Annotated in this window: 20 protein-coding genes; 12 read left to right on the plus strand and 8 right to left on the minus strand. The window is 31.2% G+C overall.

Annotation, left to right across the window (positions count from 1 at the left end):
• Positions 1–19: 19 nt before the first annotated feature.
• The 3 genes from KA926_RS08895 to KA926_RS08905 all read left to right on the plus strand — a co-directional run bounded on the left by KA926_RS08895 (position 20) and on the right by KA926_RS08905 (position 3,479).
• The gene (locus KA926_RS08895) at positions 20–244 is read left to right on the plus strand and encodes a sulfurtransferase TusA family protein (protein ID WP_019469551.1); all 225 of its coding nucleotides are present in this window, start codon (positions 20–22) and stop codon (positions 242–244) included.
• Positions 245–1,031: 787 nt separating this feature from the next.
• Positions 1,032–2,513 carry a sucrose-6-phosphate hydrolase gene (locus KA926_RS08900; RefSeq protein WP_210144141.1) on the plus strand — a complete coding sequence of 494 codons (1,482 nt, stop codon included), beginning with the start codon at positions 1,032–1,034 and terminating at the stop codon, positions 2,511–2,513.
• Positions 2,514–3,479 carry a carbohydrate kinase family protein gene (locus KA926_RS08905; RefSeq protein WP_210144143.1) on the plus strand — a complete coding sequence of 322 codons (966 nt, stop codon included), beginning with the start codon at positions 2,514–2,516 and terminating at the stop codon, positions 3,477–3,479.
• Between the two features lie 191 nt (positions 3,480–3,670).
• On the opposite strand, the gene agrA is transcribed toward KA926_RS08905, so the two are convergent.
• From agrA to KA926_RS08935, 6 genes are all read right to left on the minus strand, one after another.
• Positions 3,671–4,387: a quorum-sensing response regulator AgrA gene (gene agrA, locus KA926_RS08910; RefSeq protein WP_019469554.1), complete on the minus strand. Its 717-nt coding sequence runs from the start codon at positions 4,385–4,387 to the stop codon at positions 3,671–3,673.
• 12 nt (positions 4,388–4,399) lie between these two features.
• Positions 4,400–5,695, minus strand: coding sequence for a quorum-sensing sensor histidine kinase AgrC (gene agrC / locus KA926_RS08915; protein ID WP_107521353.1), 1,296 nt, complete (start codon positions 5,693–5,695; stop codon positions 4,400–4,402).
• Between the two features lie 27 nt (positions 5,696–5,722).
• The gene (gene agrD / locus KA926_RS08920; RefSeq protein WP_107505417.1) at positions 5,723–5,860 is read right to left on the minus strand and encodes a cyclic lactone autoinducer peptide AgrD; all 138 of its coding nucleotides are present in this window, start codon (positions 5,858–5,860) and stop codon (positions 5,723–5,725) included.
• 2 nt (positions 5,861–5,862) lie between these two features.
• Positions 5,863–6,432, minus strand: a complete 570-nt coding sequence (locus tag KA926_RS08925) for an accessory gene regulator AgrB (protein ID WP_210144145.1) — start codon at positions 6,430–6,432, stop codon at positions 5,863–5,865.
• A gap of 736 nt (positions 6,433–7,168) precedes the next feature.
• Positions 7,169–7,954 (minus strand): carbon-nitrogen family hydrolase, encoded by a 786-nt coding sequence (locus tag KA926_RS08930; RefSeq protein ID WP_210144147.1) that lies wholly within the window; start codon positions 7,952–7,954, stop codon positions 7,169–7,171.
• Positions 7,955–8,172: 218 nt separating this feature from the next.
• The gene (locus tag KA926_RS08935) at positions 8,173–8,802 is read right to left on the minus strand and encodes a nitroreductase family protein (protein ID WP_019469559.1); all 630 of its coding nucleotides are present in this window, start codon (positions 8,800–8,802) and stop codon (positions 8,173–8,175) included.
• Positions 8,803–8,995: 193 nt separating this feature from the next.
• On the opposite strand from KA926_RS08935, the gene KA926_RS14085 reads away from it, so the two are divergent.
• Positions 8,996–10,915, plus strand: a complete 1,920-nt coding sequence (locus KA926_RS14085) for an SdrH family protein (RefSeq protein WP_210144149.1) — start codon at positions 8,996–8,998, stop codon at positions 10,913–10,915.
• A gap of 80 nt (positions 10,916–10,995) precedes the next feature.
• On the opposite strand, the gene mroQ is transcribed toward KA926_RS14085, so the two are convergent.
• Entirely contained in the window at positions 10,996–11,739 is a 744-nt protein-coding gene (gene mroQ / locus KA926_RS08945; protein WP_064264595.1) for an intramembrane glutamic endopeptidase MroQ, read from the minus strand.
• Positions 11,740–11,915: 176 nt separating this feature from the next.
• Between mroQ and groES the strand changes: the two genes are divergently transcribed.
• The 3 genes from groES to KA926_RS08960 all read left to right on the plus strand — a co-directional run bounded on the left by groES (position 11,916) and on the right by KA926_RS08960 (position 14,594).
• Complete coding sequence (groES, locus tag KA926_RS08950) at positions 11,916–12,200, plus strand: co-chaperone GroES (RefSeq protein WP_019469562.1); 285 nt, start codon at positions 11,916–11,918, stop codon at positions 12,198–12,200.
• A 48-nt stretch (positions 12,201–12,248) separates the two neighbouring features.
• On the plus strand, positions 12,249–13,871 hold the full coding sequence (gene groL / locus KA926_RS08955; protein ID WP_210144151.1) for a chaperonin GroEL: 1,623 nt from the start codon (positions 12,249–12,251) through the stop codon (positions 13,869–13,871).
• Positions 13,872–14,126: 255 nt separating this feature from the next.
• Entirely contained in the window at positions 14,127–14,594 is a 468-nt protein-coding gene (locus KA926_RS08960; RefSeq protein WP_064264597.1) for a DinB family protein, read from the plus strand.
• Positions 14,595–14,638: 44 nt separating this feature from the next.
• Here KA926_RS08960 and KA926_RS08965 read toward each other — a convergent pair whose 3' ends face one another.
• The gene (locus KA926_RS08965) at positions 14,639–15,931 is read right to left on the minus strand and encodes an aminotransferase class I/II-fold pyridoxal phosphate-dependent enzyme (RefSeq protein WP_210144153.1); all 1,293 of its coding nucleotides are present in this window, start codon (positions 15,929–15,931) and stop codon (positions 14,639–14,641) included.
• A 201-nt stretch (positions 15,932–16,132) separates the two neighbouring features.
• Between KA926_RS08965 and KA926_RS13985 the strand changes: the two genes are divergently transcribed.
• The 5 genes from KA926_RS13985 (at position 16,133) to pmtB (ending at position 18,801) form a co-directional block, all read left to right on the plus strand.
• Complete coding sequence (locus KA926_RS13985; RefSeq protein WP_225309943.1) at positions 16,133–16,228, plus strand: Trp-rich small protein; 96 nt, start codon at positions 16,133–16,135, stop codon at positions 16,226–16,228.
• A 231-nt stretch (positions 16,229–16,459) separates the two neighbouring features.
• Complete coding sequence (locus tag KA926_RS08970; RefSeq protein ID WP_064264599.1) at positions 16,460–16,654, plus strand: SE1626 family protein; 195 nt, start codon at positions 16,460–16,462, stop codon at positions 16,652–16,654.
• Between the two features lie 204 nt (positions 16,655–16,858).
• Positions 16,859–17,239: a PSM export ABC transporter transcriptional regulator PmtR gene (gene pmtR / locus KA926_RS08975; RefSeq protein ID WP_019469568.1), complete on the plus strand. Its 381-nt coding sequence runs from the start codon at positions 16,859–16,861 to the stop codon at positions 17,237–17,239.
• A complete protein-coding gene (gene pmtA / locus KA926_RS08980) occupies positions 17,236–18,120 on the plus strand; it encodes a phenol-soluble modulin export ABC transporter ATP-binding protein PmtA (RefSeq protein ID WP_210144155.1) in 885 nt (294 codons plus the stop codon). The genes pmtR and pmtA overlap by 4 nt, the downstream gene beginning before the upstream one ends.
• 18 nt (positions 18,121–18,138) lie before the next feature.
• A complete protein-coding gene (pmtB, locus tag KA926_RS08985) occupies positions 18,139–18,801 on the plus strand; it encodes a phenol-soluble modulin export ABC transporter permease subunit PmtB (RefSeq protein WP_210144157.1) in 663 nt (220 codons plus the stop codon).
• The last annotated feature ends 2 nt before the right edge of the window (positions 18,802–18,803 follow it).

Below are 18,803 nucleotides of genomic sequence, written 5' to 3' on the forward strand. Positions count from 1 at the left end.
TTTTTAGGAGGATTTTATTATGGTATATGAATTAGGTACAGTAGGTATGGTTTGTCCTTTTCCTTTAATTGAAGCACAAAAGAAAATGACTACTTTAGAGAACGGTGACGAATTAAAAATTGATTTCGATTGTACTCAAGCAACTGAAGCAATTCCAAATTGGGCAGCTGAAGAAGGTTATCCAGTTACTAATTATGAACAACTTGATGATGCTTCATGGACAATCACTGTTCAGAAAGCTTAATGATATAACACTAAATTTAAATAACTGGGTAAAATGAAAGTTAATATTATATTAAAAAATATTAATTTATTATATACTGCTCACTGAGAGAAAGTCCGAGACATATTCTATGATGTTTCGGGCTTTATTTTGTTTTATAAAAATGTCTTATATTGAGTGACACTTGTTGTAATGGTTAATGAGATTTGTCGTTTTTGAATGATATATATTTTTAATACTAATAATGTATATAGTTGCTTCTTGAAGTCAATATTAATTTTTGTGTTTACAAAGTAGTTTGAGTTTGACTTTTAACAGTATTTAAAGGGAATACAATATGATAAAATAGATGATGTTTACAATGCCAAGTAATGAGAGTAAAAATAAAATATGATTGGCATATCAAAGTATAATATTTTTTAGATAATTGATGATAAATTCAGTTACTGGCAATATGTGCAATTATGGCGTCAAAATAATATGCGATAAGTTAAATTATGGACGTTAACAAATCTATACAAATTTATATAGTAATTTAAAAATTGATGTGTGAGGAACTTTTTATATGAATAAAGTCGATGCCATTTTAAGTACCATTGGTTGATGGCGCCCTTGTTACAGGAATCACATTTCGATTAATACATCATACCGCTTGTGCAATTGTTTTGTAGTAGTGGAAGCCATAGCTTTGTATCAATGAATCGGATAAATCTAATATAATGATAATGAAATACATAGATATTATGATGCACTGAATTGTGACAGAACAAATATCAGAAAGTAGTAGTTTGTAATAGGAGGAAATAAAGTGAGTGAATGGACAAGAGATGAACGTTATCAACGTTATGAAGATATTAATCAAGAAACAATGGACGAATTAACTGAGCGTGTGAATCAATCTAAATATAGACAATTGTTTCATATCCAGCCGAAAACAGGATTGTTAAATGATCCTAATGGTCTAATTTATTATAAAGGATATTACTATATCTCACATCAATGGTTTCCTTTAGGAGCCGTCCATGGTTTGAAATATTGGTATACATATAAAAGTAAAGATTTAATAAATTTTGATGATCAAGGAATTTCACTAAAACCAGATACGAAAGATGACAGTCATGGTGTATATAGTGGCAGCGCATTTACATATAACAACAACTTGTATTATATGTATACAGGAAATCATAGAGATGAAAATTGGAATAGAAAGTCTACACAACATATAGCTAAGGTACATGACAATGGTGAGGTTCAAAAATTTCCTAAAGCAGTAATAGCAGCACCACCGTCAGGCTATACGCAACATTTTAGAGATCCTAAAGTATTTGTGAAAGATGAAATTTACTATGCAGTAATTGCTGCACAAAATGAAGAAGGATATGGAAGAATACTTCAATATCAATCAACAGACATTGTGAATTGGACATTTCAAGGTGAAATAAAAACAAAACTTGAGGCGTTTGGTTTTATGTGGGAATGCCCAGATTATTTTAATTTAGATGGTTTTGATTTACTGTTATTCTGTCCTCAAGGTATTGAACCAGAAGGTGAAAAATTTAAGAATATTTATCAATCTGGTTATATTATGGGGCAATACGACATAGATCACCTCGTTATGGATCATGGTGATTTTCATGAATTAGATCATGGATTTGATTTTTATGCGCCTCAAACTTTTACGGATGAATATGGCAAAAGAATACTCATTGGTTGGATGGGTTTACCAGAAGTGAACTATCCTACAGATTCAGATGGTTGGGCGCACTGTTTAACAATTCCTCGTATTTTGACAATTGAACAAGGTAATTTAAAACAACGTCCTATTAAAGCACTTCAACAATTAAGAACGAATAAAGAAACAGCATTAGGTTATGCTAATAAGTTTACGCGATTTTTAAATCCATATGAAGGTAAACAATTTGAATTGATTATTGATATTTTGGAAAATGACGCTACTGAAATTTATTTTGAAATCAGAGCTTCAAAATCACAGTCTTTACTTATTGCTTATAATACAAAAACAAGAAAAATTACATTGGATCGTAGTGAAAGTGGCTTATTACCAGAACCAGTCGATGGTAATACACGTAGCACGTATTTAGATACGCCATTATCTCAACTACAAATGTTCGTAGATACATCGAGTATTGAACTATTTTGTAATGATGGTGAACGTGTGATGACTTCAAGAATTTTCACAGATGATGATGCCATAGGATTTAAAGCTTCTACCGAATCTGGCCAAGTCTTTCTTAATTTTACAAAATATGACATAAAGGATGATCAATAAATGAAACGTTTACTTGCAATAGGGGAAGCGCTTATCGATTTTATCCCTAATCAAAAAGATTCAAAATTAAAAGATGTTGAAGGGTTCACAAGACAAGTCGGTGGTGCGCCTTGTAACGTTGCCTGTACTACGACAAAATTAGGTGGGCAAGCAGAAATGATTACCCAGTTAGGTAATGATGCATTTGGTGATTTGATTGTTGAAACCATAAGTAATATTGGTGTGCATACAAACTATATTCGACGTACAGATGAAGCGAATACTGCTTTAGCATTTGTAAGTTTAACCAAAGAAGGTGAACGTGATTTTTCATTCTATCGTAAACCATCAGCAGATATGTTATACCAGCCTAGCAATATAGATGCAATTAATGTAACAGAAAAGGATATGTTACATTTTTGTTCTGTTGATTTAGTAGATAGTCCAATGAAACAGGCGCATAAAGCGTTAATAAATAAGGTGAAATCGGCAAATGGTACGATTATCTTTGATCCTAACGTACGCTTGCCGTTATGGACTAGTGAAGCGGAATGTAAAAATGCAATTCGTGAATTTTTACCATTAGCGCATGTGCTTAAAATTTCAGACGAAGAGCTGACATTTGTGACTGGAAAAAAAGTTGAAAAAGAGGCCATCGCGTGGCTATTCCAAGGTAGCGTGGAGGCAGTTATTTATACTAAAGGCAAAGAAGGTGCAGAAATTCATTTTAAAGATGGCACAGTGATTGATCACCCTGGTTATAAAGTGAAAGCGATAGATACTACTGGCGCTGGAGATGCTTTTATAGGAGCATTAATTAATAGGTTGGCAGTATCTGATATTGTGAATCCTATAGAAGCATTAAAACTACAAGGTGAAGATATACTTCAATTTAGTAACATAGTTGCTGCAAAAGTTACTACTAAATATGGCGCGATTGAGAGTATACCTAGTTTAGATGAAGTTCATGAGGTGCTTGAATATTAAGAGCGTGGACATGGAAAGCAATCTTATTCATTGAATCCAATTCTGTTAAGATAAGTACGGGAAATTAGGGATTAAGGAATACTTGAGCAGTATAGCTCATGCACAAGCACCACTAACTCAATAAATTGAGAAGTGTGCTTTAATGATAATAGGCAGAGACAATGAATTGTCTCTGCCTATTAATTTATGTATTAAATTTTTTTGACATTACGTACGGACGCGTAGCAGTGTTCATTATTTTTGAAGTAAACAATACGAGACTTAGAATCAATGGATTCTATATTGTGTCTATTAACAACAAAACTATTATGACATCTAAAAAATCGTTCATCTAAATTATCGATTTCTTTTAAATTACCATAAAATTCAATTTGCCTATTGTCTAGATGAGCAATCAAACGATGTGAATTCGAAGAAGATTCAAAAAACATTACATCATCATATTGTACATAAATAGAATTACTGCCACGTTTGAGCTCGATTGTTTCAACTGTGTTTTCTTTTGAAAGTAGCTTCAATCGTGTTTCTGATGTTTCGAGACAATCAATTACTCTTGATTTTAATTCATCAGGATCATCTTTGAAAATAAAATCCATAGCAGCAACTTTATATACAAAAGTTAAATAAGTGAGCTCACTGTGACTTGTGACAAATATAATATTGCTCACTGGATCGTATTTTCTAATCTCACTTGCTAATTTAATGCCATTAATATCAGCTTCTAATTGTATATCAAGAAAATAACAACCAATATCCTTAAGTTCTTTTGCACGTTCCAATACCTCATAAGGATCTGACGTAGCTACTTCAATTTCCATTGGCTTTTCTTCTATCATGATGTAATTATTGATAATTGAAACTATATTTTCACGTTGTCTTACATCATCTTCACAAATGAATATTTTCATATTTACACATCCTTATGAATTAGAATTTAATATCTCTACTTTTTGGATAAAGTAATTATTATCAATCGTTGTATCTAATAAAACATTGGAAGTTGCATCGGTTATTTCCTTTAAGTTAGATAATCCTAAACCACGATTTTTTCCTTTTGTTGAGTAGTTTTCTTGGAATAAAGTATGCACTCTAGGCATATCAGGTTTACATTTATTCATGATGATAAACATCACTGAATCATCTTCATTTTTGATAAAAGCAATGCGAATTAAAGGGTCATCTTCAATTTTTTCTGATGCTTCTATGGCATTGTCTAATAAAATACCAATAACTCTACTTAAATTGATAATAGGCATATCAATTTTTTCAATTGGTTCTGGAACTTCAATGCTCAATCTTATATTTTTTTCTTGAGCTTGTAATATTTTAGTTGTTAATAAACCTTTAATTTCACGAACTTTTAAATTTTCAATGCCATTAATTTTAAGTGTTTTCATTTGCATATTATCTTGCATTGGTATGATTTCTTCATTAAAATACTTACGTAAACCTTCCATATCGTCTTCTCGGATATAATCAGATAATGTTGAAAGTATATTAACATAGTCATGTCGAAATTTACGCATCTCATTATTAATTTTTTCAATTTGCAACGTATATTTATAATAATTTTCTATTTCTTTGATATTACGTTTATATTGAATTTGTCGTATAATGCTGAAGGAAATAGTAATGATTAAAATAGCAGTAGTAATAATGACCACTGCATACATGATTACAACAAATTTAATATCTGAAAATGATAAAATGGAATTTGGTAAATAAAAATAAATTAACAGTAAAACTGTGAGTAAAAACAAGCATACAATTGAAAGATATATTTTATTTAAAGATAAAAATGAAGTTGACATTTTTATAAAAAAATATTTTATTATGTATCCTAAACTTATTGCAATTAAGATAAAACTTACTGCATAGAATGAACTAAAAATATAATTTAATGTGATAACTTCTATTAATTGAGTAGCTAGCCAAATAGAAATGAAGTTAGCCATATATAAGATGAAAAAACTGATCAATGCTGCAACGACACCTATGGTTTGCTTTCTTCTATACATAAATATAACGATAGCTATCAATAAAAAAATGGTTGCTTTTTCATTGAAAAAGTAATAAAGAACAGTTGAAGGGATTATAATGCAAATCATTGCGATATAATCCCTAAAAACATATTTTATATTTGTTAAAGTCTTAATATTAAAAAATAATAGTACTGCTTGAATCGATGCTAATACTACGGAATTAAAAACTACCATACTTATACACTCTTTCTAATGAATAGATTATTTGTATAAATCTGTTATTTCTTTCGGAACTTCTGGTTCATCAAAAAAAGCACTACAAACTTTTCCACCTGAAACTGCTCCTAAAACACTAAAAAATTTAACGAATAAGTTTACAATAGATTCAAAAATATGCATATCTAAACATCCTCCTTAGGAAAAAATATCGGGAGTTGTGCAAACGCAATAAGTGTAATGCCTAAAAGCACAAATTGTGAATACGGCTCCTTAAAGATTAATGAAACACACAATAATAATAAAGTTACAACGATTGTTTTAATTTTTTTACCTTTTCTAAGTTTTATTGGAATCGGTTGTTTTTTAGTTGCTGAAGGTGCATAAATAACTAAAATAATAAAACCTAATAAAGCAAGTATATACATTAGTATAATATCCACTTTTATATACCCAATAAACCATGGCAGTAAAACAAATAAAACAATGTTTTGAATATGACACGAAAGCGATGACTTCGCATGTGCACCGTGTGCATACTGTCTAATCAAATAATAAGATAAGTGTACAGTTAGAGTGTATAAAAATATATGGCAAAGGATTGAAATGCCATAAACTACAATAGTTTTCGCAAGATTGCTAACAAAAACTTGCATGCCTAAACGGAGTTTTAGGAACTCAAGATGATCAAGATTATTTCTTTGTTGAAGATATCGTGCTAAGTTTTCAATTTTGTTATCAATTCCCCTTAACATGGCTATTCTCTCCTCACCCGTATTATACAATTTTAATTATATTTTAGGCGTCTCATTGCTTAACTGTAAGTTTTGTATTCCTAACTGTTTGAATTTCTTATCTTTTTAATTTTAACATATAATTCTTAACAAATAAGTATGAAATATAACGAGTTAGGAATTATTAAACGCAATTCTAGAAATCCATGGTTTAATATACTTGTATCACAAAGAAGTGATAAAATTATTTAGACTTAACCGTTTAAATGAAGATGTTAATTAGGCTTTTGAGCAGGAGTCTAATTGGCTTTACTAAATTGTAACTGTATCTTCGTATAGTTATTGGAGTTACAAGTTTAGTTGTCGGTTTCATTTCTTTGAATACGGACAAGAGGAGGCTGATGTTGTGACAAGAACCTTTTCAGTAATAGCTAGTGGTTTCGTAAAATAGTACTAGATTAGTACACAACTCGCTTAATACGTTAAGCAAATCCCTTAAATTTGTATTTGTAGACCTTTCCCAGTCTCAAATCAAATCTATTTTAACTTTGTCTATAACAGAGACAATTTAAAATTTAAACATGTAAGCTATCGTAAACATCATTCAATTTATCATTTTAATCGGTAAATTCACTAATTTTTTTCATAATTAATAACATCCCCAAAAATAGATAGAGAAATAACTGTATAAAACATTCCCTTAATAATAAGTTACAAAAAACCGTGAGTCCCTCCCAAGCTCACGGTTTTTTTATGTTTATTTATAAAGGTGTGGTCTCAAATTTTTAAAGACTGGTATTGCTTCACGTTGTTTGGCAACCTCATCTAAATTTAGTGAACAACTTAATCTTCCTTCTTTATCATTAAGTTGATCTATAATTTCACCATTTGGATTAATAATCACTGAGTTACCAGCATACTCAGTTTTACCATCATCACCACAGGTGTTACAACCAACGACAAACATATCATTTTCTATCGCACGTGCTTTTAGTAAAGCAATCCAATGGTCTAATCTAACACTTGGCCACTGCGCTACATAAAATGCGATTTCTGCACCTTTACGTGCTGGATAACGTAATATTTCAGGAAAACGTAAGTCATAACAAATAATTTGTGCAATTTTCACCCCGTTAGAAAGTGAAAAAGGCTCAGGCACAGCGTTACCTGGACTCATAAAGAGTGGCTCATCTAGCATCGGGACGAGGTGTACCTTATCGTAACTATTGATTAAATAGCCTTGTTTCGATACTGCAAAAGCAGTGTTATATACATTTTCTTTCATAATATTAGACACAGAACCTGCTACAATATCTACTTGATATTGTATAGCTAATTTTGAAATAAATTCAAAACTTCGTGATAACTGTTGATCAGCTAGTTTGTTTAATTGGGGTAAGGCATATCCGTTATTCCACATTTCTGGCAATACAACAACATCTGTTTCAGTTGTTACATAATTAGAGAACCAATTTTTAATGGTTGTTTCATTAAATGAAACATTTGCTGGTTCAATTTTAAGTTGAAAGATTTCTATATTCATCAATTTCACCCCTTATATTAGTGTTAGACTAAATATACTAAATATATTTAGAAAATTCAAAATTTGGTTAATAGTATTATAAAGCAAATATAAAAAAGAGGCGAAGACATGAAAGTCTTTGCCTCATATAATGATAGTTATATAAATAAATTTATTTTTGTCTATGTTTTTTGATGTTGGATGTAAAATATCTTGTCATTCTGTAGATATTTAATTTTTTACTTTTTTATAAGGAAGCGTTTATCTATATCATTAAATTCTTTTTCGCTAGCTTCTTCACGAATATTACCGAAAGGCATTTGTGCCATAAGTTTCCAAGTTTTAGGAATATCAAATGCTTCAGAGACTGCTACGTCTACAAGTGGGTTATAATGTTGTAATGAAGCACCGATACCTTCAGTACTTAGTGCTGTCCAAATAGCGAATTGATGCATAGCGTTTGTTTGGCTTGACCAGATCGCAAAGTTTTCTGCATAGTTAGGCATTTGATTTTGTAAACCTTCGATGACTTCTTCATCTTCAAAGTATAAAACTGTACCGTATGAATGTTTAAAATTATCAATTTTATCAGCGGTAGGTTGGAAATCACGATCAGGTCCCATTGTATTTTTTAGTTCTTCTTTTGTGATTTCCCAGAATTTATCATGATTATCATTTAATAATAAAACAATACGTGTAGATTGTGAGTTAAATGAAGAGGGTACATGTTTAATTGCATGTTCAATTATATTTTCAACTTCTTTATCAGAAATAGAAATTTCTTTATTTAAACTATAAATTGTACGTCTCGTTTCTATTGCTTTTTGAAATGCATCTAAATCTTTTGATTTTTTAGTGAATAATCCCATTATAGTAGCTCCTTTATTAATTCAAAATATATATCTAGTATAATAATTATATCAGATTTTGTAAATAGGCTTTTTACAAAAAATTTCAGATTTATTACTTTTTCCTTTCAATAACCATCTATTTAATGAAAAAAAGTTAGCTTTCTAATATAATTATAATGAATATAAGGTTTATTACTATGGAGGTGAGAATATGAAAGGTTATAAAATGAATAAAATATTAGTTTCTAGCTTCGCTTTTGCTATAAGTGCTTCTTTATTATCTAAACCGATTCAGGCAGCTGAAGATCAAAATAATAATATATCAACTGATACAAAAGATGATTTTGCTGGAACTGATGACATGGGACGTTCAAATTTTGTACCTTCAATTTCCGACCTTTATAGCATAGATGGTAAAGAAAATTTTGACACTAACATTGAAAACAATAATACAATAAAAAATGAGTTGTCAGCTGATAAATTAAATTCAGGTGAAAAAGAAAAATCAGTAGACGATGACGTATTTAATAATGAAGGTACTGATACACCAGTTCAACCAGATGAAGACACATCAGGTTCAAATGAAGACGCTAATACAGGTGGGCCATCAACACCAGATGAACCAAATGAAGACGATAATACAGGGGAGCCATCAACACCAGATCAACCAAACGAAGATGAAAGTACGCCATCAGAACCAGACAATCCAAGTGATGGAGACACGTCTGATTCAAGTGAAGGCGATAACTCTGGTGCAAATGAAGGGACAGATGAACCAAGCGATGGTGACACGTCTGATTCAAGTGAAGACACTAATACAGGAGAGTCATCAACACCAGATCAACCAAGCGAAGATGAGAGTACACCATCAGAACCAGACAATCCAAGTAATGATGACACGTCTGATTCAAACGATGGAGATAATTCTGGTACAAATGACGGGACAGACGAACCAACGACTCCAGACCGACCAGATGAAGGTGGAGGAACGCCGCCAAAACCAGATAAACCAAGTAATGGAGATAACACTGATACAAATGAAGGGACAGACGAACCAACGACTCCAGACCGACCAAATGAAGGTGGAGGAACGCCGCCAAAACCAGACAAACCAAGTAATGGAGATAACACTGATACAAATGAAGGGACAGATGAACCAACGAACCCTGGACGACCAAATGGAGGTGGAGGCACGCCGCCAAAACCAGATAAACCAAGTAATGGAGATAACACTGATACAAATGAAGGGACAGACGAACCAACGAACCCTGGACGACCAAATGAAGGTGGAGGCACGCCACCAAAACCAGATAAACCAAGTAATGGAGATACATCTGGTTCAAATGGAGGAACAGGCGTACCGACAAATCCAGACCGACCGAATTTGACACCTCCGCAATCACATTATCCAAATAAACCAAGTAATGGAAACCATAGAAGCGTTAATGACGATGCGTATCAACCAACACAACCAGTCAAACCTTCAAACCCTACACGACCAAACTTAAAAAGACCAAGTGAAAATACGCAACAAAACAAATATCAAAATGAAATAAATTATGGAGACTTGTCAGTTAAACAAGATACAAGTCAAACGTCGAGCAGTACAAATAGTGATCGTCAAATTTTAAATAGATTTAATCAAATGTCTACCGGTTCGTTTAAATATAATCCTTTTGTCGTAAACCAAGTAAAACAATTAAATAATGGTGAACAAAAAATCTCTAACAGAGATATTTTATCCATTCTTAGACCACAACGATTTGATGATAATGCTTTTTTAAATGAGTTACAGAAAGGAACGAATTATTTTAAATTTCAGTATTTTAATCCTTTGAAATCACAAGATTATTATCAAAATTTGGATAATCAAGTATTAGCTTTGATTACTGGTGAAATTGGATCAATGCCAGATTTAAAAAATCCAAAAACGGAAAGTGCTTCAGGTAAATATGAGTATCATTCTAGCAGCGATGAAGAAATGACTGAAACTGCAGACAAAAATTCAAAAAATACTATCGATATAAAATTTGAACGTACTTTATTCGCTTTAATAACAGCTATTTTTATTATATTTATTGGTGTCGTAGTTGGTTACTTTGTTCATCGTAAAAATAAAAATAATGAATAATTGAAATATAAAAAGGACTAATCCATTCAATAGTATGGATTAGTCCTTTATTTTGAGCATAGAAGTTATTTCCAAATTTGTTAAATAATAAGACTGAAAATAAAAGAAGTGGTTTCTTGTAATTCTTTTATTTTTTCTGGGCCAATTAAAACTTGAATTATTACCACAAAACCATTTTGCATCATATGTACAGCAATAGGTACCCATATGCGTTTTGTAAAAGCGTATAACCCTGAAAAAATCATTCCCATACCAAAGTAAATGATGAAGAATGCTGGGTCGCCATGTGCGGCACTAAATATAATAGAACTTACTACTGAAGCTACTATGAATTTTAAGGTTTTATTGCCTTTCATAAGTTGATATAACTCACCAAAAATAACTTTTCGAAATACATATTCCTCGAGGATTGGACCTACAACTGAAATTAAAATAATGAAGACGGGGATATCTTGAGCTACTTTCATTAATCTTTCAGTATTTGGACTTGATTGTGGACCACCTAATACGAACATATTAATTAAATTAGCAATAATTTGATATACCATAACACAAACATATCCAACGAGCGCCCATAATATTGCATAGCGTTTCTTTTCTTTTGTTCGTTGTTCTAATTGTGTTGGGTTAGCAATGAAATTATTGATTATAATGATAATGATTGATGCGATTATAAATAAAATAACTTGTGTATAAATATTGGTAAACATTAACGATTTACCACTTAAATTGTTGAAAAAACCTGCCATATGTAAAAATATAACACCATATTGCGCTAGACCATAAATAATTAATGTCAATATGGATACCCACAAACGAGACATAATGAACCTCCAAAAAATAGTTTATATCTTATTTTAGCGTAAATTATCGTCACACACAAAATATACAACGATGGTTTTAACTTGAAATGTTGACCAACTTTGATTATTATAGAAATTAGATTAGCACTCAAGGTAATGAAGTGCTAAAGATTTCCAATTCTAAGGAGGAACAATCAATGTTAAAACCATTAGGTAACCGAGTAATTATTCAAAAAATAGAACAAGAGCAAACAACAAAAAGTGGTATTGTATTAACTGATAGCGCTAAAGAGAAGTCAAATGAAGGTACGATAATTGCAGTAGGTGCAGGACGTATTTTAAAAGATGGTTCTCGAGTTGCTCCTGAAGTGAACGAAGGCGATAACGTTGTTTTTCAACAATATGCTGGCACAGAAGTTAAACGTGGAGACGAAACATATTTAATCCTTAACGAAGATGATATTTTAGCAATTATTGAATAATAAATTATAAAACGATAAATCATACTAACAACATGGAGGTTAAGAAATATGGCTAAAGATTTAAAATTCTCTGAAGATGCACGTCAATCTATGCTAAGAGGTGTAGATAAATTAGCAAATGCTGTTAAAGTTACAATTGGTCCTAAAGGGCGTAATGTTGTATTAGATAAAGAGTACACTTCACCATTAATTACAAATGATGGTGTAACGATTGCAAAAGAAATTGAATTAGAAGATCCTTATGAAAATATGGGTGCTAAATTAGTACAAGAAGTAGCAAATAAAACAAATGAAATCGCTGGTGATGGTACAACAACAGCTACTGTATTAGCACAAGCAATGATTCAAGAAGGTTTAAAAAATGTTACAAGTGGTGCTAATCCAGTTGGGTTACGTCAAGGTATCGACAAAGCTGTAGAAGTAGCGATTGAAGCTTTACATGAAATTTCACAAAATGTAGATAATAAAAATGAAATCGCTCAAGTTGGTTCTATTTCAGCAGCTGATGAAGAAATTGGTAAATATATTTCTGAAGCAATGGAAAAAGTTGGAAATGACGGTGTTATTACAATTGAAGAGTCAAGTGGCTTTAATACTGAATTAGAAGTTGTAGAGGGTATGCAATTCGACAGAGGTTATCAATCTCCTTATATGGTCACAGATTCAGATAAGATGGTTGCAGAGTTAGAAAGACCGTATATTTTAATTACAGATAAAAAGATTTCATCTTTCCAAGATATTTTACCGTTATTAGAACAAGTGGTTCAAGCTAATCGTCCAATTTTAATTGTAGCTGATGACGTTGAAGGCGACGCATTAACAAATATAGTCTTAAACCGTATGCGTGGTACATTCACAGCAGTAGCAGTAAAAGCGCCTGGATTTGGTGATCGTCGTAAAGCTATGTTAGAAGATTTAGCAATTTTAACAGGTGCACAAGTGATTACTGACGATTTAGGTCTAGAACTTAAAGATGCATCAATTGATATGCTTGGTACTGCTAACAAAGCTGAAATTACTAAAGACAATACTACAGTTGTCGATGGTGATGGTGATCAAAACAATATCGATGCAAGAGTAAGTCAAATCAAATCACAAATTGAAGAAACTGATTCTGATTTTGATAGAGAAAAATTACAAGAACGTTTAGCAAAATTAGCAGGTGGTGTTGCAGTAATTAAAGTTGGTGCTGCAAGTGAAACAGAATTAAAAGAACGTAAATTACGTATTGAAGATGCTTTAAATTCTACAAGAGCTGCTGTTGAAGAAGGCATCGTAGCAGGCGGTGGCACAGCATTTATGAACATTTTTGACAAAGTATCGAAAATTGAAGCTGAAGACGACGTAGCTACTGGGGTTAATATTGTCTTAAAAGCTTTAGAAGCCCCTGTACGTCAAATAGCAGAGAATGCTGGTTTAGAAGGCTCAATTATAGTTGAAAGACTTAAAAATTCAGAAGTTGGCGTTGGCTTTAATGCGGCTACTAATGAATGGGTAAATATGCTTGAAGCTGGTATTGTAGACCCAACTAAAGTAACCCGCTCTTCGCTACAACACGCAGCAAGTGTTGCAGCAATGTTCTTAACAACAGAAGCAGTCGTAGCCAATATTCCTGAAGAAAATAACAATGAACCACAACCAGGTATGGGCGGTATGCCAGGTATGATGTAAGATAGCTATTGAAGTTAATCATTGACGTTTCTCATTAAGCATAAAGCTTTTTGAGAAGCGTCTTATTTTATATTATAGTTTATATATAAATTTTGAATTAATGTGAGGGAAATAAATAATCATAATATTTATTGTTAATAATAATTTTAGTAATGTGAATAAGTATTAAATAAAAGGGTAGAGAGTGGGTGTACGTTTTAATAGTTGCAACATATTTTAGCTGCACGATATTTGAAGAGTGGAGGGAATTAAATTATGACTAAGAAATCAGTATATGATGTTATTGATATGGGTGTTAATTATTTAATTTCAGGTTATGATAATTGGAATAATGACCAAGTATTGGACGATAAAATTGATTTATTTCCAAATACAATACATTGGCAATATGGTCATGTTTTAACTATATTTGAATCTGCTTTATCTCTATATGATAAAAATACAGTTGATATAGAACAATACACACGCTTATTTGGTTATGGTTCCTCACCAGAAAATTGGGGAGATGAAACAATACCAAAAATAGATGAAATATTGAACGATTTACAGACCTTACCAGAGCGCGCTCAAAAACTTTCAGATGAAGAGCTACAAACAGAATTAACTGAAACAATCGCAGGTTGTAATACATTGGATGAATTGTTGGTATTAAATGCCATTCATATTCCTTTACATGCTGGTAAAATTGAAGAAATGTCACGTGTTTTAAAACAACAACAATAAATTAAAAAAGATGAAATTGCTATGAATAGCAATTTCATCTTTTTTTATACATTTTGTAAATCAGAAATGGCTTTAGCTATTGAATCAAAGACATGAGGGATATCATCTTTTTCTACACAACTAAAAGCAATTCTAATGTCAGAATCATTTAATGCAATTATACCAATAGAATAATTTTCGATTAAATGCTTACGCAATTGTTCTGGATCAACATTTTTAACTTTAAGCGCCATAAAGTATCCAGAGTTAAAATCATAGGGTTGCCAATATGTTGAATATTTTTCGTCATAAACAACAGATTTTGTAGTTTGGTATCTTGCATTTAATGTATCAATATTCTTTTGAATTTCTTTATCAAATTGATCATGGTTTTCAAGTACATATTTAACTGCGCTTTGAGAGGGCATAGGTCCACTAGAAATATTACTTCTAATTAATCCTTTTACTTTGGCTTCTAAGACTTGCTTTGTAATAGGGTCGTTAACACCAAAACTGATAAAGCCTACGCGTAATCCCCATGCAAAGAATTCTTTAGTAGCTCCATCTAAACGGATAGGTAATAAATTAGGTAAATGCAAATTTGTTAATGCAGTAAATAGAGATTGCGTGTAAACATCTTCATAGAATAAACCATAGTAAGCGTCATCTATTAATGCAATAACATTAGTACCACGCTCTGCAAGTGATTTGATGGCATCGACAATAACGGCTACTTCATCTTTAGTAGGCGTGTAGCCAGTTGGGTTATTAGGATAATTTAGGATTAAAATAACTTTATCTTTGTTATATTGTTCTAAAGTATGAACAAGCTGTTCAGTGGTAAAATGTCCGTGCTCATCGAAGATATCATATGTTTCAATTTCAGCACTATGTCTTGTACTATATACTAGTTTATAGTTACCCCAATTATGTGATGGTAGTAAAATTGTGTCACCGCTATCAACGAACATATCTCCTACAATAGATAGACCGTGTGTCAATGCATTCGTAACAATAGGTCTTGTCATGTGGTTCGCAGTTAAATCAGGATTATCTTTCAACATTTTTTGTTGCCATAAATCACGAAGTGCTTCTAAACCTTGAGGAGGTGCGTACGGAAAGATGTCATTTGGTTCTAAATGATTGAACATATCATTTAACGTTTCAGCATACATTTTACTATCTTTATATGTTGCCATACCGATTGTGGCGTTATATTTAGTAGCTTTCGCTTCTGCGGATTGTGATAAAATGCCCTTTGGATAATACATTAATTTGCCTAAATCAGAAAGCATATCTGCAATTTCAGGATTGGATTTAGATAATTGTTCGTTTAAATCTAAAGCTAAAGGATTCATAGTTTGTTAACCTCTCTTTACTTTTTAAATGATATAACTATATTATCTTGAAATCAGTCAAAATTAAAGCGTTGCAAACATTTTATAAGAAAAATATAAATTTAAGGTCATTTTATACGAACAGGTGTTCTGTTTTATGTTAGAATATAGATAGGCCATCAAAATCCTACATGGTACTTTTTTTGTGGGGGGTGTAGTATGATTACGTGGTGGCAAGAAATTTTAGTAACTTTAATAACAGGTGGCTTACTTGTTGTATTCCGTGTTTGGTTAGAAGATAAGTGGAAAGACAAATAGGTGGCCTTACACAAAAAAACCCCAAGTCTGCGCTATCAGACTTGGGGTTGTGTAGTATAATTCGTGGATACAATTATATTTTAGCACCGCCAAGTATAAACTGCAAACAATATATTCTATTGCATGTAATGCAAATTAATAATAAGATTATTTTAAAATTAAAATAGTATGAATGAGTTTTAGAAATTGTGAGTAAATTTTGATACAATGTAATTATTTGAGGTGAGTATAGTGAAACATTTAACAAAAATATTTGTGATTATTGCTATTGTATTATTTGTCGTTGGTTACTATTTACAGGCTACTGGACATGAAAATTCAGGCATAAAATTGTTAATTGCAGCAATTATGTTTATGATTTGTGCATTTATAAATAGAAGTAATGATAGACGCAAAAAAAATAATCAAAATAATAAAAAGAAATAAGTAATAAGAGTGAGACATCTCTTTCATATTGGATAAGGCTGACCATTTTATGTGGGTTAGTCTTTTTTTATTTTAAATGGTATAGTTATTTGCACTTATTTTAGCTCAAAATTTTTAATCACTTTAAAGTTTTTAGTAAAAATGAAAATTTGACTTTACAAGCGTGTATATATTGTGTATATACAGTTATAGGGGAGGACGTTAATGAAAATACTTTTAAAAAACAGTAGTGAAAGACCGATTTATGAACAAATCAAACAACAAGTAAAAGAGAACATTTTAAAAGGACACGTTACTCCTGGAGAACATTTGCCATCAATGAGAGAACTGGCGCAGGATTTAAGTGTTAGTGTAATCACTACGAAACGTGCTTACGAAGATTTAGAGAAAGATGGTTTTGTTTTTACCATAAGAGGAAAAGGTACATTTGTGAAGGAACAGGATAGTTCAATTTTAAAAGAAAAACAGTTTATAGTTATTGAGTCCTTAGCCAAATCAATGAGTAAAGAAGCCAAGACCATTGGGATGACTTTATCTGAGTTACAAGAAATTTTATCGTTGATTTATGAGGAGGACGACGAATGAATGCTATAGAATTGAAAAATATTAACTATCAATTTAAAGAATTTCAATTAAATGATATTTCATTTGAAGTTCCTCAAGGTTTTGTAACTGGTTTCATCGGTGCAAATGGTGTTGGTAAAACTACAATTATCAGGTTAATCATGGACTTAATTGAGCCCAATGATGGTGAAATATTAGTTTTTAATCAAAAAATGAAAAATAACGCTGTAGCAATAAAAGATAAAATTGGTTTTATTTATTCGGAATTATATCTTAATGACAAATGGACTATTAAAAAAATCGAAAATTATATTGCGCCATTTTATAGTTATTGGAACCATGATGTTTTTGAACATTATGTTGGATTATTTGATTTGCCTTTTAATAAAAAGATTAAAACATTCTCAACGGGAATGAAGATGAAGTTATCGATTGCAATCGCATTTAGTCATCAAGCTGAACTATTTATTTTAGATGAACCTACTTCAGGTTTAGATCCTATAAATAGAAATGAAGTTTTAGATATCATTCAAAAAGAACTTATTGATGAAAGAAAGACTGTTTTTTTATCGACACACATTATTTCTGATTTGGAGAAAATTGCTGATTATTTAGTTTATATTAAGGATGGTGAAGTTGTTTTAAATGACTTTTTAGATCATCTTTTAACTCAATTTAAAATTGTCAAAGGTGATTCCAACCAAATTGATGAAGAGTTAATGCATTTAACTCAATATTTTGAAATTAATAAAACGGGTTATACTGCGTTAACAACACAGGCTAATGTGTTTTATGAAATATTTGGTAATGCTGTTGCAATCACAAGTCCAACAATTGAAGACTTAATGGTTTACCTCGAAAAAGGAACCCCAAAGCATAATTTGGGACTTTCTAATAATTAACAATGTGGGAGGTATAAGATGAAAAATTTACTTATTCGAAACCTTAAGTTACGCAAATGGACGATTGTTTTATATGCAGTTTTACTGATTGTTTCACCTCTACAATTAATTTTGAATCATGAGACATTGATAAATAAAGTGCTTTATTCTGCACTTGTTATGGTACTAGTAGTTATTTCAGTGTTAGATTCAGGACATGTTTTTAGATTTAATAAAAAGCTAGGACATAAACAGTCATATGATTTTTTTGCCAGTTTACCGGTTTCTAAATTATCTTTATTAAATGCGAACTATATAACTGTTTTGGTATTTACTTTGGTTGGTGCAGGTATCTTATCCTTATATGGCATATCCAATGATAACTATTCAAGTAATACAATTAATATTAACTTCACATTGCCATTTTCTTATATTGCCATTAATCTTTTCGCGATACCATTAGGTTTTAAGCGGTTTATAGAACAAAAGGCAGAATATATTTCATTTATTCCTTATGTGTTAGGAATGTTAATTTTCTTACCTTTTGTCATTGCAATTATCATTATTGGTTGTTCTGTACTATTTGATTATGACTTTGAACATTTAAGATATTTTAAAGATTTCTTTAACTATGGCTTCTTATTGTTAAGTGTTATATTTTTAGGAGTAAATTATATCATTCAATATAAAAAGCTAAATTAACT

This window comes from Staphylococcus sp. GDY8P94P, from assembly GCF_017892255.1.
Lineage (GTDB): Bacteria > Bacillota > Bacilli > Staphylococcales > Staphylococcaceae > Staphylococcus > Staphylococcus cohnii.